General features: G+C 65.0%; 19 protein-coding genes. 13 read left to right on the top strand and 6 right to left on the bottom strand.

The annotated features are described in order from the left end of the window. Positions 1 to 11: 11 nt before the first annotated feature. Entirely contained in the window at positions 12 to 2,693 is a 2,682-nt protein-coding gene (locus tag NPS58_RS14650) for a LuxR C-terminal-related transcriptional regulator (RefSeq protein WP_274116072.1), read from the bottom strand. A 294-nt stretch (positions 2,694 to 2,987) separates the two neighbouring features. On the opposite strand from NPS58_RS14650, the gene NPS58_RS14645 reads away from it, so the two are divergent. From NPS58_RS14645 to NPS58_RS14625, 5 genes are all read left to right on the top strand, one after another. Further along, positions 2,988 to 3,911: an acyl-CoA dehydrogenase family protein gene (locus NPS58_RS14645; RefSeq protein WP_274116071.1), complete on the top strand. Its 924-nt coding sequence runs from the start codon at positions 2,988 to 2,990 to the stop codon at positions 3,909 to 3,911. Then, positions 3,908 to 5,095, top strand: a complete 1,188-nt coding sequence (locus tag NPS58_RS14640; protein ID WP_274116070.1) for a lipid-transfer protein — start codon at positions 3,908 to 3,910, stop codon at positions 5,093 to 5,095. Before NPS58_RS14645 ends, NPS58_RS14640 begins: the two co-directional genes overlap by 4 nt. Positions 5,096 to 5,183: 88 nt before the next feature. Next, positions 5,184 to 5,753 carry a DUF2889 domain-containing protein gene (locus tag NPS58_RS14635; RefSeq protein ID WP_274116069.1) on the top strand — a complete coding sequence of 190 codons (570 nt, stop codon included), beginning with the start codon at positions 5,184 to 5,186 and terminating at the stop codon, positions 5,751 to 5,753. A gap of 24 nt (positions 5,754 to 5,777) precedes the next feature. Next, complete coding sequence (locus tag NPS58_RS14630) at positions 5,778 to 6,962, top strand: acyl-CoA dehydrogenase family protein (RefSeq protein ID WP_274116068.1); 1,185 nt, start codon at positions 5,778 to 5,780, stop codon at positions 6,960 to 6,962. 9 nt (positions 6,963 to 6,971) lie between these two features. Then, a complete protein-coding gene (locus NPS58_RS14625; RefSeq protein WP_274116067.1) occupies positions 6,972 to 7,454 on the top strand; it encodes an FAS1-like dehydratase domain-containing protein in 483 nt (160 codons plus the stop codon). A gap of 40 nt (positions 7,455 to 7,494) precedes the next feature. On the opposite strand, the gene NPS58_RS14620 is transcribed toward NPS58_RS14625, so the two are convergent. Next, a complete protein-coding gene (locus tag NPS58_RS14620) occupies positions 7,495 to 8,649 on the bottom strand; it encodes a CaiB/BaiF CoA transferase family protein (RefSeq protein ID WP_274116066.1) in 1,155 nt (384 codons plus the stop codon). Positions 8,650 to 8,767: 118 nt separating this feature from the next. On the opposite strand from NPS58_RS14620, the gene NPS58_RS14615 reads away from it, so the two are divergent. Further along, a complete protein-coding gene (locus NPS58_RS14615) occupies positions 8,768 to 9,664 on the top strand; it encodes a LysR family transcriptional regulator (RefSeq protein ID WP_274116065.1) in 897 nt (298 codons plus the stop codon). Between the two features lie 176 nt (positions 9,665 to 9,840). Here the strand turns inward: NPS58_RS14615 and NPS58_RS14610 are convergent, their stop codons facing one another. Then, positions 9,841 to 11,046: a CaiB/BaiF CoA transferase family protein gene (locus NPS58_RS14610; RefSeq protein ID WP_274116064.1), complete on the bottom strand. Its 1,206-nt coding sequence runs from the start codon at positions 11,044 to 11,046 to the stop codon at positions 9,841 to 9,843. Positions 11,047 to 11,230: 184 nt separating this feature from the next. On the opposite strand from NPS58_RS14610, the gene NPS58_RS14605 reads away from it, so the two are divergent. Continuing rightward, positions 11,231 to 13,969, top strand: a complete 2,739-nt coding sequence (locus tag NPS58_RS14605; RefSeq protein WP_274116063.1) for a LuxR C-terminal-related transcriptional regulator — start codon at positions 11,231 to 11,233, stop codon at positions 13,967 to 13,969. Here NPS58_RS14605 and NPS58_RS14600 read toward each other — a convergent pair whose 3' ends face one another. The 3 genes from NPS58_RS14600 to NPS58_RS14590 all read right to left on the bottom strand — a co-directional run bounded on the left by NPS58_RS14600 (position 13,970) and on the right by NPS58_RS14590 (position 16,428). Continuing rightward, complete coding sequence (locus NPS58_RS14600; RefSeq protein WP_274116062.1) at positions 13,970 to 14,416, bottom strand: PaaI family thioesterase; 447 nt, start codon at positions 14,414 to 14,416, stop codon at positions 13,970 to 13,972. After that, positions 14,413 to 15,216, bottom strand: a complete 804-nt coding sequence (locus tag NPS58_RS14595) for an enoyl-CoA hydratase/isomerase family protein (protein ID WP_274116061.1) — start codon at positions 15,214 to 15,216, stop codon at positions 14,413 to 14,415. Before NPS58_RS14595 ends, NPS58_RS14600 begins: the two co-directional genes overlap by 4 nt. A 63-nt stretch (positions 15,217 to 15,279) precedes the next feature. After that, on the bottom strand, positions 15,280 to 16,428 hold the full coding sequence (locus NPS58_RS14590; protein ID WP_274116060.1) for an acyl-CoA dehydrogenase family protein: 1,149 nt from the start codon (positions 16,426 to 16,428) through the stop codon (positions 15,280 to 15,282). Between the two features lie 428 nt (positions 16,429 to 16,856). On the opposite strand from NPS58_RS14590, the gene NPS58_RS14585 reads away from it, so the two are divergent. From NPS58_RS14585 to NPS58_RS14560, 6 genes are all read left to right on the top strand, one after another. Continuing rightward, positions 16,857 to 18,041: a lipid-transfer protein gene (locus NPS58_RS14585; protein ID WP_274116059.1), complete on the top strand. Its 1,185-nt coding sequence runs from the start codon at positions 16,857 to 16,859 to the stop codon at positions 18,039 to 18,041. A 36-nt stretch (positions 18,042 to 18,077) separates the two neighbouring features. Beyond that, complete coding sequence (locus NPS58_RS14580; protein ID WP_274116058.1) at positions 18,078 to 18,515, top strand: MaoC family dehydratase N-terminal domain-containing protein; 438 nt, start codon at positions 18,078 to 18,080, stop codon at positions 18,513 to 18,515. Between the two features lie 10 nt (positions 18,516 to 18,525). After that, positions 18,526 to 18,954, top strand: coding sequence for a MaoC family dehydratase (locus tag NPS58_RS14575; RefSeq protein WP_274116057.1), 429 nt, complete (start codon positions 18,526 to 18,528; stop codon positions 18,952 to 18,954). Between the two features lie 33 nt (positions 18,955 to 18,987). After that, positions 18,988 to 19,821, top strand: a complete 834-nt coding sequence (locus NPS58_RS14570; RefSeq protein WP_274116056.1) for an SDR family NAD(P)-dependent oxidoreductase — start codon at positions 18,988 to 18,990, stop codon at positions 19,819 to 19,821. Between the two features lie 68 nt (positions 19,822 to 19,889). Further along, positions 19,890 to 21,032: an acyl-CoA dehydrogenase family protein gene (locus NPS58_RS14565; RefSeq protein ID WP_274116055.1), complete on the top strand. Its 1,143-nt coding sequence runs from the start codon at positions 19,890 to 19,892 to the stop codon at positions 21,030 to 21,032. A 96-nt stretch (positions 21,033 to 21,128) separates the two neighbouring features. After that, on the top strand, positions 21,129 to 22,691 hold the full coding sequence (locus NPS58_RS14560) for a long-chain-fatty-acid--CoA ligase (RefSeq protein ID WP_274116054.1): 1,563 nt from the start codon (positions 21,129 to 21,131) through the stop codon (positions 22,689 to 22,691). The last annotated feature ends 64 nt before the right edge of the window (positions 22,692 to 22,755 follow it).

The following is a 22,755-nucleotide window of genomic DNA, read 5'->3' as shown; positions in this document are numbered from 1 at the left end:
CGTCATGGCGTTCAGGCGATCCAGCCCTTGGCCCGGGCGATGGCCAGGGTTTCGGTACGGCCCTTGGTGTCGAGCTTGGCGTAGATCTTCTGCAGGTGCGACTTGACCGTGAACTCGGACAAGAACACTTTCTCGGCGATGTCGCGGTTCTTCAGGCCAACGGCCAGTAGCTGGAGAATCTGGTACTCGCGGGCGGTCAGGACCTTCTGGGCGCCGTTGTCGTTCTGTAGCGATTCGCCGTCGCCGGTTTCGGCCCCCAGGTACTGCAGCAGTTCCTCGACGAAGTTGGGCTCGATCCCAAGCTCCCGGCAGCGCGGCCTGCCCGCCACGGCCCAGCGTTGCATCAGGCCGGCCAGGCGCTCGCCTTCTTCGATGAAAGTCCCCAGGAAGCCCTCGTGGCTGGCCAGGCGCAAGGCGTCGTTGAGGGCCTGGAACGCTTCCTGCGGTTGCTGCAGGCTATCCAGGGCCATGGCCAGGAGGATGTGCAGCTTCAGCTCACGGCGAACATGCTGCCAATGCCGGGCCTGCTCGATGGCCGTGCGCAAGGCCTGGGCCGCTTGTGCGCCGTCGCCCTGGGCAATGCGCAGGCGCTGGCGGGCAATGCTGGGGGTATCGACCTCATTGGCGAAGCGGATGAAGTCCGGCCGGTCCCAGTCGCCATGCTGGTCGGCGGCGTGCAGCGCCTGGCTGGCGACATCCAGGCGCTGCTCGAGAATCGCCACCCGCGCACGCTCGAGCCAGGCCGAGCACTGCAGGCGGTGCGAGCCGACCTGCTGGCCAATCTGTTCGAGCTCCACCAGGCAGCGCATCCAGGTATTGCGATCGCCCTTGTTGTAGGCGATGCGCGCAGTGAGCACGTGGGTAATGATCTGGTTTTCCGGCGAGATCACCTGCTTGGCGAAGAACAGGCAGCGCGACAGGGTTTTCCCGGCCTGATCGAAAGAGGCGATTTCGTACATCAGCAGGCCGTAGAAGATATCCAGCGACAGCTTGGCCTCGTGGGTCTTGCGCTGGCCAACGCCCAGGGGCGCATCGACGGTGCTCTGCATGCGCACCAGGGCATTGCTCAAGCGGCCCTGGATCAGGTCCAGGATGCTTTCGTTGACGCTGAAGGTATGGCGCAGAAAGCTGTTGGTTATGTACGGGGCGCGCTGCATCGCCTCGGACAGCAGGCTGCGGGCTTCGTCGTAGCGGCCGTTGGCGACCAGGTTCTGGGCCACGGAACTGGCCACCACCATGTACAGGTTCACCTCGTCGGCGGGCATCTGGGCCAGCAGCTCGAGCCCCAGGGTGCAGCAGGCCTCGGCTTGATCGGTGGCGCCCAGTTGCAGGCAATGCAGCACCTGCACCACGTAGGCGTAGTCGGGGCCGCAGACGCGCTCCAGGCGCTCGGCGACCAACATGGCATCCTTCATCCGGGTGGTGGTGGCCAGCAACCAGGCGTAGGTCTTGCTCAGGTAGGGATAGCCGTCGAGGGTTTGCTGGGCGATACGGTCGAACCAGCGCAACAGCAGGCGGGTACGGCCGCTGTTGATCAGCGTGCCCATGTGCTGGTTGAGGCGCCGGGCGGCTTCCTCGAGCAAGCCTGCACTGAACAGGTGCTCGATGGCCGGGATCGGCTGGTCGTTGTCGAAGAACCATTGTGCGGCGGTTTCGTGCAACGCCTTGGCCATCTGCGGATGCAGGCGGTCCAGGGCATGGCGCAGGAAGCTGGCGAACAGGTGATGGTAGCGGAACCATTGCTGTTGGCTGTCCACCGGTACCAGGAACAGGTTGGTGCGGTCCAGGTGCTCGAGCATCGCGCCGCTGTCGCTGCGACCGGTCACCGCCTGGCACAGCGGTACGCAGAACTGCTCGAGGATACTGGTCTGCATCAGGAACAGCCGACAATCCTCGCTCTGGCGCATGAGGATGTCTTCGGTGAGGTATTCGGCAAGCTCGAGGTTGGAGCCGGAAAACGACGCGATGAAGTCGGCGTGATCGTCGCGATCCTTGAGCGACAGGCTGGCCAGGTACAGGCCGGCAATCCAGCCTTCGGTACAGCGGTACAAGGTTGCCAGTTCGTTGTCGCGCAGCGGGATCTGGCGCTTGTCGCGAATGAACGCTATCGACTCCTCAGGGGTGAAGCGCAAGTCGCCAGGCTTGATCTCCATCAGCTGGCCACGAGCGCGGATGCGGCCCAGGCCAATGGCAGGGGAGGCGCGGGAAGCCATCGCCAGTACGCAACCGGCGGGCAGTTGCTCGACCCATTGCTGGAGAAAATCGAGCACCTCGACGTTCTGGATCACCTCGACTTCATCGAGCAACACGACAAACGGCACGCTGCAGGCGGCAACCTGCTCCAGCAGGGCCTCGACGCCGTCCGGGGCGGTGGCGTCGAAGCAGGCCGGCAGTTGGCAGGCCAGGCCTGTGCTCAGCACCCGGAGAAAGCGCGGCAGGTCGTTGTCGGCAGGCTCCAGGTTGACCCACAGCACCTGCTTGCCCGCTGCCTGGCAACGCTCGCGGTATTGCTGCAGCAAGGTGGTCTTGCCGAACCCCGCGGCAGCGCGGACCAGGATAAGGCGGGTGGTGGTGGCACTGGCCATCTGGTCGAGCAGCCGCAGGCGCGGCAAATGGCTCTCGGCGGATTTTGGGCTGGCGTACTTGGTAGAGGTGGTCTTGGGGATAGCAACCTCGTCCCGCTGAACTGGCATTTAGAACCTCCGCGCGTGCCGCCTGCCGCACGTGAGTGTCGGTGCAGGCGATCAGATTATTATTCTGCTGGGCCGCATTCTGCCACGGGTGGCAAGCCTGCGGTGCGGCACTCGACCATCGTCGGCGCCACAGGTCGACCCCGATTATTGTTCGCCGCGACCGAGCTTGGATACCGGCCCACCCGGTGAGGGTGGCTCTCGCCCCCCCAAGCCCCATGCAACGATTGCTGCAACACGTTGAAGCGCGATTGTGTCGCTTCGTTCTTGCACTCTTGTGGCGGGCAAAGGTTTCGTATGGATACACAGCGTACGCTCTACCGCGAGGATCACGAGCTGTTTCGTATCGCGGTGCGCCGCTTCCTGGAACGCGACTACCTGCCGCTGCAAGGACGCTGCCGGGGCACCGGTGCGCTGGACCGCCAACTGTGGTTGAAAGCCGGACGCCAGGGCTTGCTGTGCGTGACCTTGCCGGCCCAATACGGAGGGGGTGGCGATTTCGGCCATGCCGCCATCATCCGCGAAGAGTTCGCCCGTTTGAGCCTTCATGACCAGGCGCTGTTCCTGCACTCGGACATCGTCGCGCCGTGCATCTGCAGCCTGGCTAGCGATGAACAGAAGCAGCGCTGGTTGCCTGGCATCTGCAGCGGCGAGCTGATCCTCGCCCTGGCGTGGGCCGGGCCCGACAGCCCCGATGGCCAGGTACAGGCCCGCGCTCAACGCGAACAGGACCACTACCGCATTGACGGCAGTGCGTGCTCCATGGGCAATGTCGCCGATTGCGACCTGCTGTTGCTGGCCTGCCCGGTTGACGGCGAGGGCGGCGAGCCGGGGGTGAGCCTGTTCATCGTCGAGACCCAACGCCCGGGCGTCGCCCTTGCGAGCCGGGCCCGAGCGTCTTCCAGCGGCTGTCCTGGCGAAGGCGAACTCCGTTTCGACCAGGTATGCGTGCCCCACGCCAACCGGCTCGGCGCAGCGGGCACGGGCCAGGATTCTCTTGACCAGGCGCTGCAGCATCGCCAGTTGCTGGCGACCATTTTTGCGGCCAGCGAGCTTGAACAATTGCTCGGGCCGGCATTGGGGCAGGCACAGCAGGCCTGGGACCCGTACCCCGCACGCCAGGCCCTGGCCAGCATCAAGACCCGTGCCTTGAGCCTGGGTCATGACCTCGCTCGCGACGCCCAACCCGTTCTCCCTACCCGTCAGGACATACAACCATGAGTGAAAACGTAATCGTCGCCGGGGTCGGTATGATCCCGTTCAGCAAGCCAGGCGCCAGCCCCAGCTATATCGACATGGGCTCCCAGGCCGTGCGCCTGGCCCTGGCCGATGCCGGCCTGGACTACAACCTGGTGCAGATGGCCTTTGCCGGCTACGTGTACGGCGACACTACCTGCGGCCAGGCCGTGTTGTACCGGGTGGGGCGCACCGCGATACCAGTATTCAACGTCAACAACGCCTGCGCCACCGGCTCCAGTGCCCTGTACCTGGCCCGCGCCGCGGTACAGAGCGGCCAGGTCGAGTGCGCCCTGGCAGTGGGCTTCGAACAGATGCGCGCGGGCCCGACCCGTTCCAACTTCGACGACCGCCCGTTGCCACGCGGCGACTACCTGCCGATCCAGGACGAGCTGTGCGCGGACGCCGGTGAAATCCCGCGCAACCTGATCACCTTCGGCGGCGCCGGACGCGAGCACATGCGCAAGTACGGCACGCAAATGAGCACCTTCGCCGCGATCCGCGCCAAGGCCAGCCGCCATGCCGCCAACAATCCCCTGGCGCTGTTCAAGAAGGTGGTCAGCACCGAAGAGGTGATGAACGACCAACTGATGTGGGAAGGGGTGATGACTCGGATGATGGCCTGTCCGCCCACCTGCGGTGCCGCCGCGGCGATCATCTGTTCACCGGCGTTTGCCCGCAGGCACGGCCTGCGCCGCGACGTGGCGATTCTCGGCCAGTCGCTGGTGACTGACCCGGTGGAGTCCTTCGAGCCCAGGACCATGATCGGGTTTGTCGGTGCGCACATGACCGAGCGCGCCGCTGGCGCGGTATACGAGCAAGCCGGCGTCGGGCCGCAGGATATCCGCGTGGTCGAGCTGCACGACTGCTTCGCGCACAACGAGCTGCTCACCTACGAATCCCTTGGCCTGTGCCCCCAGGGCGGCGCCGAAAAATTCGTCCTCGACGGCGACAACACTTACGGCGGCCGCGTGGTCACCAACCCGTCGGGCGGCTTGCTGTGCAAGGGCCACCCGCTGGGCGCCACCGGTCTTGCCCAGTGCTTTGAACTGACCCACCAGTTGCGCGGCACCGCCGGGGCGCGCCAGGTCGAAGGCTTGCGCCACGGCCTGCAGCACAACCTTGGCCTGGGCGGCGCCTGCGCGGTCACCTTGTACGGCAAGCAATAGGCAATTGCCCCCCGTGCTTTAGCCCCGGGAACGAGCAGTCGTTCCCGGTACACCTCACCGTGCGACCCGGCCCAAAGAGAAGCAGTCCATGACGACTACCACGCCAGCACTCACCCGTACCCTGCTGCACACCCGTGAAATCATCTGCCGCGGCTACCAGCGCAGCGACGGCTTCCTCGAGATCGAAGGACGCCTGCAGGACCTGACCAACGCGCCCACCGACCTGCCGTTTCACAGGGTGGGCGAGGGCGGCACCATCCATGACATGCGCCTGGTCATGACCGTCGACACCGACATGGTCATCCAGCACATCGAGGCGACCACCGAGGTGGGGGCCAGCCCGTTCTGCGCTGAAATCAGCAGCGCCTACGCAGGCTTGCAGGGGCTGAAGATCGCCGCAGGCTTCAAGCGCAAGATGAAAGACATCGTCGGCGGTGCCAATGGGTGCACCCACCTGACCGAACTGCTCGAACGCATGGCCAACACCGCCATGCAAACCCTGTTTTCTACCTACCGGGCCCAGGCCAGCCTGCGCGCCGTCACTGGCGAGCAGCGCCCGGTCGCCGTGCGCCCGTGGGTGGTCGGCACCTGCCATGCCTATCGCGAAGAGGGCGATGCCGTGCGCTTGCTGTGGCCCCAGGGCCTGCCCAAGGCCTGACCTCGAACATTCTGGAGACTGTTTATGTTGCCCTTGCAATCCACTGCGTCAAGCCTGTCGGCGGAGCATCAGGAAATCCGTCAGGCGATCCTGAAAATCTGCGAGCGTTTCGACGCCGACTATTGGCTGGAAAAAGACAAGCACGGCGGCTTTCCCGCCGAGTTCCACCAGGCCCTGGCCCGGGACGGCTGGCTGGGTATCTGCATTCCCGAAGCCTACGGTGGTTCGGGGCTGGGCATTACCGAAGCCACCATCATGATGCAGGCCATTGCCGAATCGGGTGCCGGCATGAGCGGCGCCTCGGCGGTGCACATGAACATCTTCGGCCTCAACCCGGTGGTCGAGTTCGGCAGCGAGGAGCAGAAGCTGCGCATGCTGCCGCCGCTGATTGCCGGCGAGCACCGCACCTGCTTCATGGTCACCGAACCCAACACCGGGCTGAACACCACCCAACTCAAGACCCGCGCCGTGCGCGAGGGCGACCATTATGTGCTGCACGGGGTCAAGACCTTCATTTCCACCGCCAGCATCGCCGAGAAAATGCTGATCCTGGCGCGTACCACGCCGCTTGAAGAGGTGAAGAACAAGAGCGACGGCCTGAGCCTGTTCTATACCGACTTCGACCGCAGCTGCATCGAGGTGCATGAAATCGACAAGATGGGCCGCAAGGCCATCGACACCAACCAGGTATTCATCGATGGCCTGCGGGTGCCGGTGGCCGACCGGATCGGCGAGGAAGGCAAGGGCTTCAAGTACATCCTCCATGGCATGAACGCCGAACGTATCCTGGTGGCTGGCGAAGCGGTGGGCCTGGGCCGTGCCGCGCTGGCCCGGGCGGCGAACTACGCCCTGGAGCGCGAGGTGTTCAACCGGCCGATCGGTTTGAACCAGGGTATACAGCATCCGCTGGCCAAGTGCTGGATGGAGCTGGAAGCCGCCAGCCTGATGGCTTTTCATGCCGCCGGCCGCTTTGACCGCGGCGAAGAGTGCGGGGTGGAAGCCGGGGCGGCCAAATACCTGGGGGCCGAAGCCGGCTACCAGGCCTGCGAAACCGCAGTGATGACCCATGGTGGCTACGGCTATGCCAAGGAGTATCACGTGGAGCGCTACCTGCGTGAGTCGATGATCCCGCGCATCGCTCCGGTCAGCCGCGAAATGATCCTGTGCTTCATCGCCGAGAAAGTCCTCGGCATGCCCAAGTCGTATTGAGGTGCGCGCATGAGCAACGTTGAACCTGCGGTGCTGTCGCTGGAGGTCGGGATCTACTGCGACGACCTGCCGGTGGGTACCCGCTTCCACAGCAAAAAGCGCACGGTGACCGAAACCGACCTGGTCAACTTCGCCAACCTGACCTGGCTCACCGAAGAACTGTTCACCAACGCCGAGCCGGCCGACCGCGCGCAGATGGGCATCACCGGCAGGGTCGTGCCTGGCGGGCTGGTGTACACCTTCGCCGAAGGGCTGGTGGCGCCGTCGTTCCAGGCTTCGGGGATGGCGTTTCTCAATGCCGACCTGAACATGCAGGGCCCGACCTTTGTCGGTGACACCCTGCAGGTGCGCTGCGAGGTCATCGAGCAGCGCATCAGCTCCCGGCCCGACCGGGGCCTGGTGCGCACGCGCAACGAAGTCGTCAACCAGCGGGGTGAGACAGTGATGGTGTACACGCCGCTGCGCATGATGCGGGTGCGGCCCGCGCGGTGAGGTGAAGGCGCAGGCCCCGCAAGGCGGCCCGCGCCATCGTTTATTGCGGGTTGTCGCCCATCACGCCCTGCTCGGTCCAGTGGGCGATACGCGCGGCGGGCAGCCAGCCGCTCAGCGCTTCAGGGATCCCGGCAACGGTGGCGGCCCGAGGCGGGGTGGGGGGTGACGGCGGGGTTCGGCTGAAGCGCGGCGCCGGGGCGGGTTGGACCACACCGTCCACTTCGATAAAGGTGCCACGGGCCTTGAGGTGCGGATGCTCCGGCGCCTCGGCGAACGACAGTACCGGGGCAAAGCATACGTCGGTGCCCTCGAGCAATTCACACCACTGCGCCCGGGTACGGCGGGCGAAGGCCTCGGTGAACAACGTGCGGGCTGCGGGCCAGTTGCGCGGGTCGTTCTGTTCGCCGATCAGCTGCGGGTCGATGTCGAGGTGGCGCAACAGGTCGGTGTGAAAGCGCCCCTCGATGGGGCCGATGGAAATCAACTGGTTGTCGGCACAGGGGTACACATCATAGAAGTAGGCACCGGAATCAAGCAGATTGCTGCCGCGCCGTGGGTTCCAGCTACCGGCCGCGACCAGGCCGTAGAACAGCGTCGCCATGGAGGCTGTGCCATCGACGATGGCGGCGTCCACCACCTGGCCCAGGCCAGAACGACGGGCTTCGAAAATGCCCGCGAGCACGCCGATGGTCAGGTACAGGGCGCCGCCACTCATGTCGCCGAGCAGGGCCAGGGGTACGGCAGGCAAGTGGTCGTTGCGGCCGATGGCATTGAGCACGCCGGTCAGGGCGATGTAGTTGATGTCATGGCCGGCCGCCTTGGCCAACGGGCCACTTTGGCCCCAGCCGGTGATGCGCCCGTAGACGAGGCGCGGGTTGAGCGCCAGGCACTGCTCCGGGCCCAGGCCCAGGCGTTCGGTGACGCCGGGGCGAAAGCCTTCGATCAGCGCGTCGGCATCGGCCAGCAGCTCCTTGACCAACTCGACGGCCTGCGGGTCCTTGAGGTCCAGGGCAATGGCCTGGCGGTTGCGCAGCAGCAGGTTGAACTCGAGGGGTTTGCTGACCCCAAGTTGCACCGCCTCGCGCCGCTCGATGCGCAGCACCGTGGCGCCCAGGTCGGCGAGCATCATCGCTGCCATGGGGCCGGGGCCGATACCGGCCAGCTCGATAATTTTCACACCTGCAAGTGGGCCCATCTGCGTCTTCCATCCGGGTGGAGTAAGGGTCCAGGCATGATTCTCCAGCCGGCAGCGGGCGTCCAATACCTGATCCGGATCGACCGATACACGGGGCCTTTGCCCCGAGAGAGGCAGTATGGAATTACGTCAACTCAAGCAAGTCCTGGTGCTGGCCCAGACCCTCAACTTTCACCGTGCCGCCGAGCAATTGCACATGGCCCAGCCGCCGTTGTCGACCTCGATCAAAAAGCTCGAGGGCGAGCTGGGTGTGTTGCTGTTCGAGCGTTTGCCCTCGGGGTTGAAACTGACCGCGGCGGGCGAAGCGGTGCTGGGTCATGCCCGTCGCTCGCTGTTCTTCGCCGACGAAATACGCCGCGCCGCCCGCGAGGGCCAGCGCGGCGAGCAGGGGCGCTTGCGGGTCGGCTTTGTCGGTTCGGCCGCCTTTTCGCTCATGCCCGACCTCATCCGCAGCTATCGCAAGCGGTTCCCGGCGGTGGAGCTGCAGATCGAGGAGTCGACCACCAGCGACCTGCTGCGCAGGATCGGCGAGCACTCGCTGGATGTGGCGCTGGTGCGCTTTCCGGTGTTGGAGCCGACCGCGGCGAAAATCACCTTGCTGCAGCGCGAGCGCATGGTCCTGGCGGTGAGTGCCGGTTCGCCGCTGGTGGGGCGGGTGGGGTTGCGGCTTGGCGATCTGGGCGACGAGCCTTTCATCGTCCATTCGCGCAGCCTGGTGCCGGGCATGCATGCCTTGACCCAGTATGCCTTCCAGGCGGCCGGCATCCAGCCGCCGATTGCCCAGGAAGCGGTGCAGGTGCAGACCATCCTGGGGTTGGTCGAAGGAGGGTTGGGGGTGGCGTTGTTGCCGGATGCGGTGTGCCGTTGCAGCGGTCCGGGGGTGGTGTTCCTGCCGCTCGAAGAGCTGGACGAGCGTCTTGTGGTGGGGACCGCCCTGGCGGTGCTGGAAGATGCGCTGACGCCTACGGCACGACACTTCATCGAGCTTTGTGGGAGTGGGCTTGTTCCGCGATGAGGTCTTGTGTGTTGATCCGTACACCGCCCCACCAGGGGCCCTACGCTGGTTGACGGGGCCTGAAGTTCAAGATCAAGAGCACAATTCGCTACGCTCTTGCTGGCTTGCCCGGTACCTCTGGGAGGGGGCTTGCCCGCGATCGGCCGCAACGCGGCCATCGTTGGGCAAGCCCACTCCTACAGGCGGGTGATGCCGCGGGTGGCGAGGGTGTTGATTTGTTCGGGGGTGTAGCCTGCGGCGGCGAGGATTTGTGCGCTGTGCTCTCCCAGCCGCGGTGCATGGCGGGTAAGGGTCGGTTGTGTCGCCGACCAGGTGGAGGGGATGCCCAGGGAGCGGATGCGGCCTTCGCTGGGATGCTCCTGGTAGTCGAAGAAACCCACGGCCTGCAGGTGCGGGTCTTCCAGCAGGGATTCCACCGTGTGCATGGGCATCACGGGGATGTCCGCCGCCTCCAGCCGTTCGAGCCATTCGGCGCTGGTGCCGGTGGCGATGATCCCGGCCACCATGCGGTACAGCTCATGGATATGTTCGGTGCGCCGTCCGATGGAGCCCAGGCGTTCATCCGTATCGAACTCGTCACCCCGGCCGATCAGTTCGAAAAAGCTGCGCCACTGTTTGTCGCTGTAGATCATCACGCACAGAAACCCGTCAAGGGTGGGGTAGGGCTTGCGGTGCTCGTTGAGCAGGCGGGCATACCCCGACGGCCCCTGGGGCGGATCGAAGCTCAGCCCGCCCAGGTGATCGCCCAGCACGAACTGGGCCATGGTCTCGAACATGGGAATTTCGATCGACTGGCCCTCACCGCTGCACTGGCGATGATAGAGCGCAGCGGTGATCGCGCTGACCGCGCTCATGCCAACGATACGGTCCGCCATGGCACTGGGCACATAGCGCGGGGTGTCGGCACCGGCCGCCAGGGTCAGCGCCGGCAAGCCCACGGCGCCCTGGATCAGGTCATCGTAAGCCGGCTTGGCGGCGTAGGGGCCCGCCTGGCCGTAGCCGTAGACGCCCACGTAGATGATCGTCGGGTTGACCGCCGCCACCGCGGCATAGTCCAGGCCCAGGCGCGCCATGGCCTGTGGCCTCACGTTGTAGACCAGCACGTCGACGTCGGCGGCCAGGCGCAGCAGGGCTTCGCGACCCTCGGGCTGCTTGAGGTCGAGGACAATGCTGCGCTTGTTGCGGTTGGCCTGCAGGAAAATACCGGCCATGCCGTGGTTTCTGCGCGGGCCGATATCGCGCACGGTGTCGCCCTCGGGCGACTCGACCTTGATGACGTCGGCGCCCATGTCGCCGAGCATCTGGGTGGCATAGGGGCCCATCAGCACGGCGGTGATATCCAGTACCCGGACCCCGGCAAGCGGCCCCTTGCATGTGTTCATCGAAACCTCCATTGGCAGGGCTTCGATGGTAGGCAGGGGGCGGGCCCGGCGAACAATACTTTTGCGGTCTGGCCCGATACCGATTGTGTATCGGGCCCGCGGGGAGACAGCAAGCCCCCACAAGCGCTGCGTTAGCCCTTACACTGTGGTCCTGCGCTGTCCGCCATTCTGGATGTCTTCGCTCATGCCGCTATTGTCCGATGCAGAAACCGACACTGATCCCTCCAATGTCCAGACCAAAGTGCTGCCGCCCCGTGGGGCGCGCGTGCTGTTGGCCCGCGAGGGCCTGCTGGCGCGCTTGCTGGAGGCCCGCCGCCAGCGCTGCGTGGTGATCCAGGGGCCGGCCGGCAGCGGCAAGACCAGCACCCTGCTGGGCTGGCGCCGCGAGTTGCTGGCGCTGAATTACGATGTGGCCTGGCTGTCGCTGTCGGCCGAAGACGATGACCTGGAGCGCTTCTGCCATTGCCTGCAGGCAAGCCTGGCCGAAGTCGACCCCGCGCTGGTGCGCGAGGCCGGTTTCCTGCTCGGTCGCGACAACGGCGAAATGGCCCTGGAACACTGGGTCATCACCCTGGTGCAGAGCATCGACCGGCATGGCCGCGAGCTGGTGCTGATGCTGGACGACCTGCACCATGTGCAGGACCCGCACATCATCCAGGCGCTGCACTGGTTGCTCGACTACGCACCGGCCAGGTTGCACCTGGTGCTCTGCTCGCGGGTCGCCTTGCCGGTCGCCCTCGCACGTTTGCGCGGGCGTGGCCAGGTGAGTGATTTCGACCTGCGCGACCTGCGTTTCAGCGCCGAGGAATCGGAACGCTTCCTGCGTGAGCAGCTGGGCAGCATCGACCCGCGCGATGCGGCCGTGCTGCACGAGTTGACCGACGGCTGGGTGGCCGGCCTGCAGCTGTTTGCCGTCGACCTCAAGGCCAAGCAGGGCGGGCGCTTCGACCGGGTGCAGGTGCGCGATCCGGGTGCCTTTGCCAGCTATTTTGAACGGGAAGTGCTGGTACGCCTGGCGCCCGAAGACCTGCGCCTGCTCACCCGGGTGTCGATCTGCGAACGCTTTTGTGCCTCGCTCTGCGCAACCCTGATGGGCCAGCCCCATGCCATCGCCCGGATGTTCACCCAGCTCACCCGCCTGGACAGCGACAACCTGTTCATCACCCAGATCAAGAGCCACGACCAGGAAACCTGGTATCGCCTGCATCCGTTGCTGGGCAAGGTCCTGCACAGCCGCCTGGCGGCGCAGGCGGACGAAAGCCTGGCAAGCCTGCACGCCACGGCGCGAGGCTGGTTCAGCAGCCATGGTCATCTCGACGAAGCGGTGCGCCATGCAGTAAAGGCGGGCGATGCCGAAGCCGCCGCCGATATCGTCGAAGCCTGCGCCTACGACCTGCTGAACAAGGGCAACCTGAGCCAGGTATCGGGGCTGTTGCGCAGCCTGCCGGCGGAGCAGACCGCCAGCCGTATCGGCCTGCAACTGGTCATGGCGCACCTGTCGCTGTATGCCCGCAACTACCCTGCGGTGGAGCAGAGCCTGGCGCACTTGCGCCGCCAGTACGCCTTGCTCGACCGCAACCAGCAGCATGTGTTTACCGTGCTGCAGGGCAGCCTGGCGCTGTTTCGCGACGATACCGAGGCCTTGCTGGCAATGCGCCCGGCGCTGCTGGCCATTCCTGAGGATGCCGACGATTTTGCCTATGCCGGGCGTAGCAACACCCTGGCGTGGCTGTACATGTACCAGGGCGAATTCGAGCAGGCCCGGGCCGTGCTCAAGGACGGCGAGCGCCTGCAGGGGTCGCCGCGACGCAGCCTGGTGGGGCGATGCTTCAGCGGCATGAGCCTGGCGCTCGAGGGTCGCGTTGCGCAAGCCGAACACCTGTACCGCGAAGTACTCGAGCAGGCGCAAAGCCAGGGAGTGGCGTACCTGATCGTCAGCAGCATGGCCGCGGCCTTGTTGGGCGTGGCCCTGTACGAGCAGGGCGACTACGAGGCGGCGTGCCAACTGCTGGAGCCGCGCATGAAGCTGTTGCAGCGCGTGGCCCTTGCCGACAGTGTGCTGCAGGCGATGCAGACCCTGGCCACGGCCCATTGGCTGGCCGGTCGCCCTGTCGAAGCCTGGAGCTGGGTCGAGCGACTGGAGCAGTTTGCAAGCAGCTACAACCTGGACCGGCTGTTGGCCTCGGCGTTGATGCTGCGCATGCGCTGGGCACAGCAGGGCGGCGATGAACAGCAGGCCGATGCGGTGCTGCAGCGCATCGAGCAACTGGCGGCCGGCGATCAGCCACAAGGCCCGGGGACGGCCCTGGAGGTATGGGTCATCGCCCGCCGTGCTGCCTGTGAGCGGTATCTGCACAAGGGCAACCTGGGCGATGCTGCGCAGCAGCTGTATGAGCTGGTCGACACCTCACGCGCTCATCGACGCTGGCGCCGGGTGGTCCCCATGCTCCTGCAACTGGCGATCTGCGAGCAGGGCCAGCAACGACCACAGGTGGCCCGTGAACTCTTGGTCGAAGCGTTGCGCCAGGGCCATCGACTGGGCCTGGTGCGTACCCTGCTCGATGCATGGCCCGGGATGGCCGCACGATTGCAGGCGTTGCTGGAGCACGACAAGCCGGACCCGGTGCTGGAGTTCTACACCCGGCGTCTGCTGGACATCGCCCGCAGCACGGCGTCAACCCAGCAGCAGGCTGAAGCGGGCGACAGCCCCAAAGTGCTCAGTGCCCGCGAGCTCGAGGTACTGAGCCTGGTAGCTCGGACGCTGCCGAACAAGAAGATTGCGCGGGTATTGAACCTGTCACCGGAAACGGTGAAGTGGCACATGAAAAACATTTTCTACAAGCTTGCGGTCACCGGCCGCGACGAGGCCATTGCCAAGGCTCGCGACCTGGACCTGAAGCTGCCCGACAACACCGCGCTGTAGTCAGCGCGCCTTGACGGCATTGCCGATAAAGGTCGCCTTGCCACGGGCGACCAGGCGCTCGCCGTCGCGCAGGTCGAGGCTGGCGTGGTACAGGCTGCGCCCGATACGATGAACCTGCACATGGGCCTCGACCCATGCACCCAGCGGCGCCGGGCACAGGTAGTCCATGCTCAGGTTGATGGTGACCGGGGGCGTTTCGCTGCCGGCGGCGAGCTTGATCGCCCGGCCAAGGGCGGAGTCGGCCAGGGTCGCGAGCAACCCGCCATGGGCAATGCCCAGCGGGTTCAGGTGTTCAGGGCGGATCCGGGCCGCCAGCAGGGTGCTCTGCGGGTGGTAATAGAGGCCGGTGCACTGGGCGATGAAGCCACTCGCTTGCAGCGGTACAAAACCAGCCAAGGGCGCGTCCTCATCGGTGAGCGCCAGGTCATGCAGGGAGGTGCTGCTCATGGCTGCTCGCTCCTGGCTGGCCGCGGCCAGCGGTACGGCAACGGCTCCTTGCGCATGAAGCGCGCGGTCGCGTCCTTGAAATAGTCGCCCGACATGGCAATCGCCTGTGCCCAGGCTTCATCGTTCAGCTGGCTGCTCCAGTCGTTGTTCAACGATTGGGCCAGCAGGCGCTTGGTCATGGCGAATGCCGCCGGTGACAGATTGCTCAGGCTGCGCGCCAGCTCGTCGGCGCGGGCGTGCAGGCCGCCGTCTGCCACGACCTCCAGCAACAGGCCCATCTCCAGCGCCTGGGCGGCATTGAGTTCGCGGGCCGAGTAAATCAGCTCGCGGGCCTTTTGCAGGCCAACCAGCCGGGGCAGGATGTACGTGGCGCCCATGTCGGGCACCGCACCGATACGCGCGAATGCCATGCTGAACCGCGCGCGTTCCGAGGCCAGGGTGAAGTCTGCTGCCAGGGCCAGGCTGAAACCGGCGCCGGCGGCAACGCCATCCACCGCCGCGATCACCGGGCAGGGCAGTGCGACCAGCTCGGCAACCACCCGGTGGTTTGCCTCCATGCGCGTGCGCAGCTGCGCGGTCGAATAGTCCATGCTCGCCATGCTGCCGACATCGCCGCCGGCGCAAAAGTCTTCGCCGGCACCGGTGAGGATGACGGCGCGTATCTGCGGATCGCGGCGAATCTCGTCCAGCGCTTGCAGCATGGCCAGGCGCATTTCGCTGTTGTAGGCGTTCTTGACGCCTGGGCGTGACATCACCAGGGTGGCGATGTTGTCTTGCCGGGAAAACTCAAGTACCGACATCGGATTCTCCGATCCAGAGTAGCGCCCGCCCGGGGCCTTTGCGCCTGCGGGCGGGCCGGGGGGCTAGAAAGTGCGCGCGATCAGCTCTTTCATCACTTCGTTGGAGCCGCCGTAGATACGCATCGGGCGAGTGTTGATGTACAGGCGGGCGATCGGGTACTCGAGCATGTAGCCGTAGCCACCGTGCAACTGCAGGCACTCGTCGATGATCTGGCAGGCCTGGGTCGAGGCCCACCACTTGGCTTTCGCCGCGGTGGTTGCATCGAGTTGGTGATTGACCATCTTGGTCATGCACGCATCGATGAAGGTCTGGGCGATGGTCACCGTGGTCTGCATTTCGGCCAGCTTGAAGCGGGTGTTCTGCATGTCCATCAGCGGCTTGCCGAACAGCTTGCGGTCCTGGGTGTATTGAATGGTTTCTTCTACCGCCCGCTCCATTGCGCCCAGGGCGTTCATGGCGATGAACATGCGTTCTTCGGGCAGTTGCTGCATCAGCTGGTAGAAGCCCTGGCCCTCTTGCGGGCCGAGCAGGTTCTCCACCGGCACGCGCACGTCGTCGAAGAACAGCTCGGAGGTGTCCTGGCCTTTCTGGCCGAGTTTTTCGAGGATGCGACCGCGGCGAAAACCTGGCAGGTCCTTGGTTTCCAGCACGATGATCGACATGCCCTTGGCGCCCAGGGTCGGGTCGGTCTTGCACACCAGCAGCACCAGGTCGGCGTGGTAGCCGTTGGTGATGAACGTCTTGGAGCCGTTGATCACGTAGTGGTCGCCGTCACGGATGGCCTTGGTCTTGACGTTCTGCAGGTCGGTACCGGCGCCGGGTTCGGTCATGGCAATGGCGGCGACCAGCTCGCCGGTGGCCATGCGCGGCAGCCAGCGTTGCTTTTGCGCTTCGCTGGCGTAGCGCAGGATGTAGTGGGCCGTAATGGCGCTATGCACGTTGGTGCCAAGGCTGGTGGCAATGGCATGGGACAGCTCGTAGCCGATGATCGCGTTGTGGGCGTGGCTACCGCCGCCACCGCCGTACTCTTCGGGGATGCCGGGGCAGAGCATGCCCATTTCACCGGCCTTGAGCCAGGTCTGGCGGTCGACGTGCTGCTGCTTGGCCCAGCGTTCTTCGTTCGGCACCAGTTCTTCGGCGGCGAAGCGGCGGACTGATTGCTGGAAGATGGCCATGTCTTCGGTTAGCCAGGAGGGTTTATAGGCGCTCATTGCGGTCCTTCGTTTGGTGGGGGACTGTGCAGCCATGCTAGGTGGCTGGTCGCAGGGCCAGGGAGCGCCGAAGGGATGATGCTGTGGAGTATGCGTGGCGTCGTTCGAAGGGAGGGGGTGGGGTAGGGCTGCGCAACCCGGGGGGCGTGATCCGTCGACTCGGTGGCAGCGGGCTTGCCCCGCGACAAGGCCGGTACAGCCTGCACTTTCGAACGGCAGCTTCGCACTGGATCGCGGGACAAGCCGGCTGCCACAGGGTACTCACTACTCCCGTCCCTCGTTCCTTCGAACGCCTCCCGTGTTGATCCGCAACTTCATCCCTTCGACGGTCGTAGCACCACCCTTGCCACTCCTACGATGGGCACCAACAACCACCGGCCAGCCGGGCGGGTTCCCCTCTGAAAGTGCATGGCAAAGGATACGAATCGATGAACGACAAAGTGGTGGTAGCCGGGGTTGGCATGATCCCTTTCTCCAAGCCAGGTGCGAGCCCCAGCTACACCGACATGGGCGCCGAGGCCACCCGCCTGGCTCTCAAGGATGCGGGCATCGATTACGACAAGGTGCAGATGGCGTTCACCGGCTATGTCTACGGTGACTCCACCTGCGGCCAGACCGCCCTGTATGAAGTCGGCCGCACCGGTATCCCGATTGTCAACGTCAATAACAACTGCTCCACCGGCTCTACCGCGTTGTACCTGGCCCGTGCTGCCGTGCAGAGCGGCCAGGCCGATTGCGTGCTGGCCCTGGGCTTCGAGCAGATGCAGGCCGGTGCGCTGAAATCCCACTGGGACGACCGCCCGCAGACCCGCGCCAGTGTGGTCCATGTGCTGGAAGGCCTGACCCGCGATGTCGACCTGCCTCGTGCCCTGAAGACCTTCGGCGGCGCCGGCCGCGAGCACATGCAGAAGTACGGCACCCGCATGGAGACCTTCGCCGCCATCCGCGCCAAGGCCAGCCGCCACGCCGCCAACAACCCGCTGGCACTGTTCAAGAACATCGTCAGCACCGAAGACGTGATGAACGACAAGTTGCTGTGGCCCGGTGTCATGACGCGCCTGATGGCCTGCCCACCTACCTGCGGCGCGGCCGCGGCAGTGGTCTGCTCGCCAGCCTTCGCCAAGAAGCACGGCCTGCGCAGTGATGTGGTGATCCTGGCCCAGTCGATGGTCACCGACCCGGTGGAGTCGTTCGACCCGCCGTCGATGATCGCCTACGCCGGATTCTACATGGCCCAGCGCGCCGCCAACCTGGTCTACGAGCAGTCCGGTTTCGGGCCGCAGGATGTGCGCGCCGTGGAGCTGCACGACTGCTTCGCCCAGAACGAGTTGCTCACCTACGAAGCCCTGGGCCTGTGCCCGGTGGGCAGTGGCGAACAGTTCGTGCTCGATGGCGACAACACCTACGGCGGCCAAGTGGTGACCAACCCCTCCGGCGGCCTGCTTTCCAAGGGTCACCCCCTGGGCGCAACGGGCCTGGCCCAGTGCTACGAGCTGACCCATCAGCTGCGCGGCAGCGCCGATAAGCGCCAGGTCGAAGACCTCAACATTGCCTTGCAACACAACCTGGGCCTGGGCGGCGCCTGCGTGGTGACCATGTACGGTCGCAACTGAGCCCGACAGCCCCTTACAACAAGAGGAACGAGACACATGGCTGACAAGAACCTGATCGGGCACAAGCTCGATAGATTCCACACCGAAGTCGAGAAGGGCCGCTTGCGCTTCTTCGCCAAGGCAATCGGCGAAACCGACGCCGTCTACACCGACGAAGCCGTTGCCAAGGCCGCCGGCTACAAGTCGCTGCCGGTACCACCGACTTTCCTCAAGTGCCTGGAAGGCGAGGGTCGCGACCTGAACACCTTCCTCAAACTGGTGAACTTCGACCTGGGCCGCATCCTGCACGCCGAGCAGTCGTTCGTGTACCACAAGATGGCCTACGCCGGTGACGTGCTGACCTTCGACGGGCGCATTTCGGATGTCTACGAAAAGAAGGGCGGTGCCTTGCAGTTCGTGGTGATGGAAAGCCGCGTGACCAACCAGGATGGCGAGCACATCGCCGATATCCGCTCGTCTCTTGTCCAGCGCTGAGGAATTGCCGATGTCCCTTGCCAACCACGTTCAGTTTTCCGATATCCAGGTGGGCGACGACGTACCGCTGCTCAAGCTGCAGCCCGTCAACCGCACCACCCTGGCCCTGTATTGCGGGGCCTCGGGCGACCACAACCCGATCCATGTCGACATCGACTTTGCCCGCAAGGCGCGCATGCCCGACGTGTTTGCCCACGGCATGCTCTCGGCCGCCTACCTGGGCCGCCTGCTGACCCAGTGGGTGCCACAGCCGCAAGTGCGCAGCCTCTCGGTGCGCTTCACCGGCATCACCCAGTTGGGTCACGTGCCGAGCTGCAGCGGCAAGATCACCGAAAAATTCGAAGAAAACGGCGAAAAGCGCGTGCGTCTCGCCATTCGCTGCACCAACCAGTACGGCGAAGACAAGCTGCTCGGCGAAGCCGTTGTCGCCCTGGCCTGACTCCACACCCACAGCATTTTAAGGATCTGACTGATGAAAAAGCTTGAAGGCAAAGTAGCGCTGGTGACCGGTTCCGGTCGTGGCATTGGCCGTGAAGTGGCGCTGCAACTGGCTGCGTATGGCGCCAAGATCGTGGTCAACGACCTGGACGCCGAGCCTGCCGAAGAAGTGGTCGCGACCATCCGCAACGCCGGTGGCGAGGCCGTGGCGTGCGTCGGCAGCGTAACCGCCGCCGATTTCGCCGAGCGCCTGGTGAAGACCGCGGTCGACAACTACGGCGCCATCGACATCATCATCAACAACGCCGGCTACACCTGGGACAACGTGATCCAGAAGATGAGCGACGAGCAGTGGTACGCCATCATGGACTGCCACCTGACCGCGCCGTTCCGCATCCTGCGCGCCGCCCAGCCGGTGATCAGCGCCGCTGCCAAAAAAGAGGCCGCCGAAGGCCGTGAAGTGCTGCGCAAAGTGGTCAACATCTCCTCCGGCGCTGCCGGTGGCAACGTCGGCCAGAGCAACTACTCCTCGGCCAAGGCCGGCATGCTGGGCCTGACCAAGACCCTGGCCAAGGAGTGGGGCCGCCTGAAGGTCAACGTCAACTCCGTTGCCTTTGGCCTGATCGAGACCCGCCTGACCCAGGCGCTGGCCGGCGAAGACAGCAAGACCGTGAACATCGAAGGGCGTGAAATCAAGGTTGGCGTCCAGCAGTCGCGCCTGGACAACGCGGCCGTGACCATCCCCCTGGGCCGCCCTGGCAAACCCCAGGAGGCAGCAGGTGCCGTGGTGATGTTCTGCCTGCCCGAGTCGGACTTCTGCTCCGGCCAGGTCATCTACTGCGGTGGCGGCCCAGGCTCCAACTTCTGATCGCTTTATTGCCCTGCAGCCCCTGGCGTCGCTGACGCCAGGGGCGCTTCCTACTAGAGGTCCGTGCAATGCTGGAAAACTACCGCTCACCCTGGATGACCGAAGACCTGGAGCAGTTTAGCGACATGGTCCAGCGCTTTGCCAAGGAGTACATGGAGCCCAATGAGCTGCACTGGCGCGAGCAGCACTACGCCGACCGCGCGGCCTGGCTCAAGGCTGGCGAGCTTGGCCTGATCCTGCCGGACGTGGCTGAAGAGTACGGCGGCGCCGGTGGCACCATCGGCCATTACGCCTGTGTGGTGCAGACCATGAACGCCTTCGGTGGCGGCATCGGCCTGGGCCTTAGCCACATCGTGGCGCACTACATTCTGGAGTCCGGCACAGAGGCGCAGAAAAAGCACTGGCTGCCGAAAATCGGCTCCGGCGAGATCATCTGCGCCATTGCCATGACCGAACCGGGTGCCGGCTCCGACCTGCAGTCGGTGCGTACCCGCGCGGTGAAGCAGGGTGACAAGTACGTCATCAACGGCGCCAAGACCTTCATCAGCAATGGCCAGACCTGCGACATGGTCCTGGTGATCGCCAAGACCGATACCAGTCAGGGCGCCAAGGGCGTCTCGCTGTTCATGGTCGACACCAATACCCCGGGTTTCCGTCGCGGCAAGCTGCTGAGCAAGATCGGCATGCACGCCCAGGACACCTCCGAGATGTTCTTCGATGACGTCGAAGTGCCGGCCGATTGCCTGCTCGGCGAAGTGGAAGGGCGGGGCTTCTACACCCTGATGAGCCAGCTGCCGTACGAGCGCGCGCAGATCGGCGTCGGCGCCGTCGCGGTGATGGAGCGTGCATTGCGCCTGACCATCGAATACACCAAGGACCGCAAGGCCTTTGGCAAGCCGGTGATCGACTTCCAGAACAGCCGCTTCGTACTTGCCGACGTCAAGGCCACGGTGCTGGCCGCCAAGACCTTCGCCGACCTGATCGTGCAGCGCTGGATCGACGGCACCCTGGACACCACCCTGGCGTCGATGGGCAAGTTCTGGCTGACCGAACGCCAGGGCGAGGTACTTGACCGTTGCCTGCAGCTGTTTGGCGGCTACGGCTACATGAACGAGTACCCGATCGGCCGGATGTGGGCCGATGCCCGGGTCGCGCGCATCTACGGTGGTTCCAACGAAATCCAGCGCGAAGTGGTTGCCCGCTCGCTGTAACCCTGATGGCCGGCAGGGCCGACCTGGCGTCGGCCCGCCGCACAGCGCGACACGATCCAAATCAATCCAAAAATAAAAAGCAATTTGGAGTTCAGCATGTACATCACTCAAGGGCTGCATCGTCATATGCAGAGCCGACCGCATGCAGTGGCCATCCGTGCCGAGGGCCGCAGCACCACCTACGCCGAGTATGGCGACCGGGTGGCGCGGCTTGCCGGTGCACTGAAGGGTCTGGGCGTTGCCAGCGGCGATCGTGTGGCGATGCTTGCACTCAACTGCCAGCGATACCTGGAGTACTACCTGGCGGTGCCGTGGGCCGATGCGGTGGTCAACCCGGTGAACTTTCGCTGGAGCGTGGCCGAGATCGTCTACTCGCTGGACGACTCGGAAACCACGGTGCTGATCGTTGACGACCAGCACAAGGACATCGGCCGCACCATCCTCGAACAGGCCCAGACCCTGCGCCACGTGATCTACGCCGGCAACGGCCCGACCCCGGCCGGGATGCTCGACTACGAAACCCTGATTGCCAACAGCGCCGCGGTGGAAGATGCGCGGCGCGGTGGCGATGCCTTGCTGGGTATTTTCTATACCGGCGGTACCACGGGCTTCCCCAAGGGGGTCATGCTCAGCCACACCAATGTCGGCTTCTCGGCCATGAACTCGGTGTGTAGCGGCAGGTGCGGCGCCGATGCACGCTTCTTGCATTCGATGCCGATGTTCCACCTGGCCGACTTCGCCGCCATGGTGTCGCTGTTCATCACCGGCGGCACCCACATCATACTGCCCGGTTTCACGCCAAAGAGCGCGCTCGAGGCCATCGAGCAGGAGCAGGTCACCGAGGTGCTGCTGGCGCCGACCATGATCCAGATGCTGCTCGACTGCCAGCAGCGTGAATGCGCGCATATCGATCTCAGTGCCCTGAAGCGGGTCGGCTATGGCGCTTCGACCATTACCCCGTCGCTGCTCGACCGCGCCCGCACCATGTTCCCCAACGCCGAGTTCTCCCAGGGCTACGGCATGACCGAACTGGCACCGGTAGCCACCACCCTCGGCCCCGCCCACCACACCGCCGAGCACCAGGCCAGCGGCAAGATGTACTCGGCCGGCCTGCCCGGCGTTTGTGTGGAAGTGCGCATCGTCGACGCCCACGACAACGAAGTGCCACGTGGCACCGTGGGCGAGATCATCGTCCGTGGCCCGAACGTGATGCTCGGCTACTGGAAAAAGCCCGAGGCTACCGCCGAGGCCCTGCGCGGCGGCTGGATGCACACCGGCGACGGCGGCTACATGGACGACGACGGGTTTGTCTACGTCTGCGACCGGCTCAAGGACATGGTGGTCAGCGGCGGCGAAAACATCTACAGCGCCGAGGTCGAGACCGCCATTGCCAGCCACCCGGCGGTGGCGCAAAGCGCGGTGATCGGTATTCCCTGCAAGAAATGGGGCGAGAGCGTACACGCGGTGATCGTTCTCAAGCCGGGCATGACGGCCAGCGGCGAAGAAATCATCGGTCACTGCCGCGAGCGCATCGCCGGCTACAAGGTGCCGCGCAGCATCGAGTTTCGCGACGGGTTGCCGCTGACCAGTGTCGGCAAGGTCTTGAAGACCGAGCTGCGCAAGCCGTTCTGGAAAAACCAGACCCGCGGGATCGCTTGAGTTCCTGAGCACGGCGTGGCCAGGGAAGGCCACGCGCTTCTTGCGTTTTCGCAGAGACCAGAAC

It is taken from the genome of Pseudomonas putida (assembly GCF_028682455.1).
GTDB lineage: Bacteria > Pseudomonadota > Gammaproteobacteria > Pseudomonadales > Pseudomonadaceae > Aquipseudomonas > Aquipseudomonas putida_AA.
This window is presented reverse-complemented; position numbering and strand designations above follow the sequence as displayed.

What these genes read in the sequence shown, in the direction of transcription:
- NPS58_RS14650 (WP_274116072.1), bottom strand. Translation starts at nt 2,693, where the DNA reads ATGCCAGTTCAGCGGGACGAGGTTGCTATCCCCAAGACCACCTCTACC.
- NPS58_RS14645 (WP_274116071.1), top strand. Translation starts at nt 2,988, where the DNA reads ATGGATACACAGCGTACGCTCTACCGCGAGGATCACGAGCTGTTTCGT.
- NPS58_RS14640 (WP_274116070.1), top strand. Translation starts at nt 3,908, where the DNA reads ATGAGTGAAAACGTAATCGTCGCCGGGGTCGGTATGATCCCGTTCAGC.
- NPS58_RS14635 (WP_274116069.1), top strand. Translation starts at nt 5,184, where the DNA reads ATGACGACTACCACGCCAGCACTCACCCGTACCCTGCTGCACACCCGT.
- NPS58_RS14630 (WP_274116068.1), top strand. Translation starts at nt 5,778, where the DNA reads ATGTTGCCCTTGCAATCCACTGCGTCAAGCCTGTCGGCGGAGCATCAG.
- NPS58_RS14625 (WP_274116067.1), top strand. Translation starts at nt 6,972, where the DNA reads ATGAGCAACGTTGAACCTGCGGTGCTGTCGCTGGAGGTCGGGATCTAC.
- NPS58_RS14620 (WP_274116066.1), bottom strand. Translation starts at nt 8,649, where the DNA reads ATGGGCCCACTTGCAGGTGTGAAAATTATCGAGCTGGCCGGTATCGGC.
- NPS58_RS14615 (WP_274116065.1), top strand. Translation starts at nt 8,768, where the DNA reads ATGGAATTACGTCAACTCAAGCAAGTCCTGGTGCTGGCCCAGACCCTC.
- NPS58_RS14610 (WP_274116064.1), bottom strand. Translation starts at nt 11,046, where the DNA reads ATGAACACATGCAAGGGGCCGCTTGCCGGGGTCCGGGTACTGGATATC.
- NPS58_RS14605 (WP_274116063.1), top strand. Translation starts at nt 11,231, where the DNA reads ATGCCGCTATTGTCCGATGCAGAAACCGACACTGATCCCTCCAATGTC.
- NPS58_RS14600 (WP_274116062.1), bottom strand. Translation starts at nt 14,416, where the DNA reads ATGAGCAGCACCTCCCTGCATGACCTGGCGCTCACCGATGAGGACGCG.
- NPS58_RS14595 (WP_274116061.1), bottom strand. Translation starts at nt 15,216, where the DNA reads ATGTCGGTACTTGAGTTTTCCCGGCAAGACAACATCGCCACCCTGGTG.
- NPS58_RS14590 (WP_274116060.1), bottom strand. Translation starts at nt 16,428, where the DNA reads ATGAGCGCCTATAAACCCTCCTGGCTAACCGAAGACATGGCCATCTTC.
- NPS58_RS14585 (WP_274116059.1), top strand. Translation starts at nt 16,857, where the DNA reads ATGAACGACAAAGTGGTGGTAGCCGGGGTTGGCATGATCCCTTTCTCC.
- NPS58_RS14580 (WP_274116058.1), top strand. Translation starts at nt 18,078, where the DNA reads ATGGCTGACAAGAACCTGATCGGGCACAAGCTCGATAGATTCCACACC.
- NPS58_RS14575 (WP_274116057.1), top strand. Translation starts at nt 18,526, where the DNA reads ATGTCCCTTGCCAACCACGTTCAGTTTTCCGATATCCAGGTGGGCGAC.
- NPS58_RS14570 (WP_274116056.1), top strand. Translation starts at nt 18,988, where the DNA reads ATGAAAAAGCTTGAAGGCAAAGTAGCGCTGGTGACCGGTTCCGGTCGT.
- NPS58_RS14565 (WP_274116055.1), top strand. Translation starts at nt 19,890, where the DNA reads ATGCTGGAAAACTACCGCTCACCCTGGATGACCGAAGACCTGGAGCAG.
- NPS58_RS14560 (WP_274116054.1), top strand. Translation starts at nt 21,129, where the DNA reads ATGTACATCACTCAAGGGCTGCATCGTCATATGCAGAGCCGACCGCAT.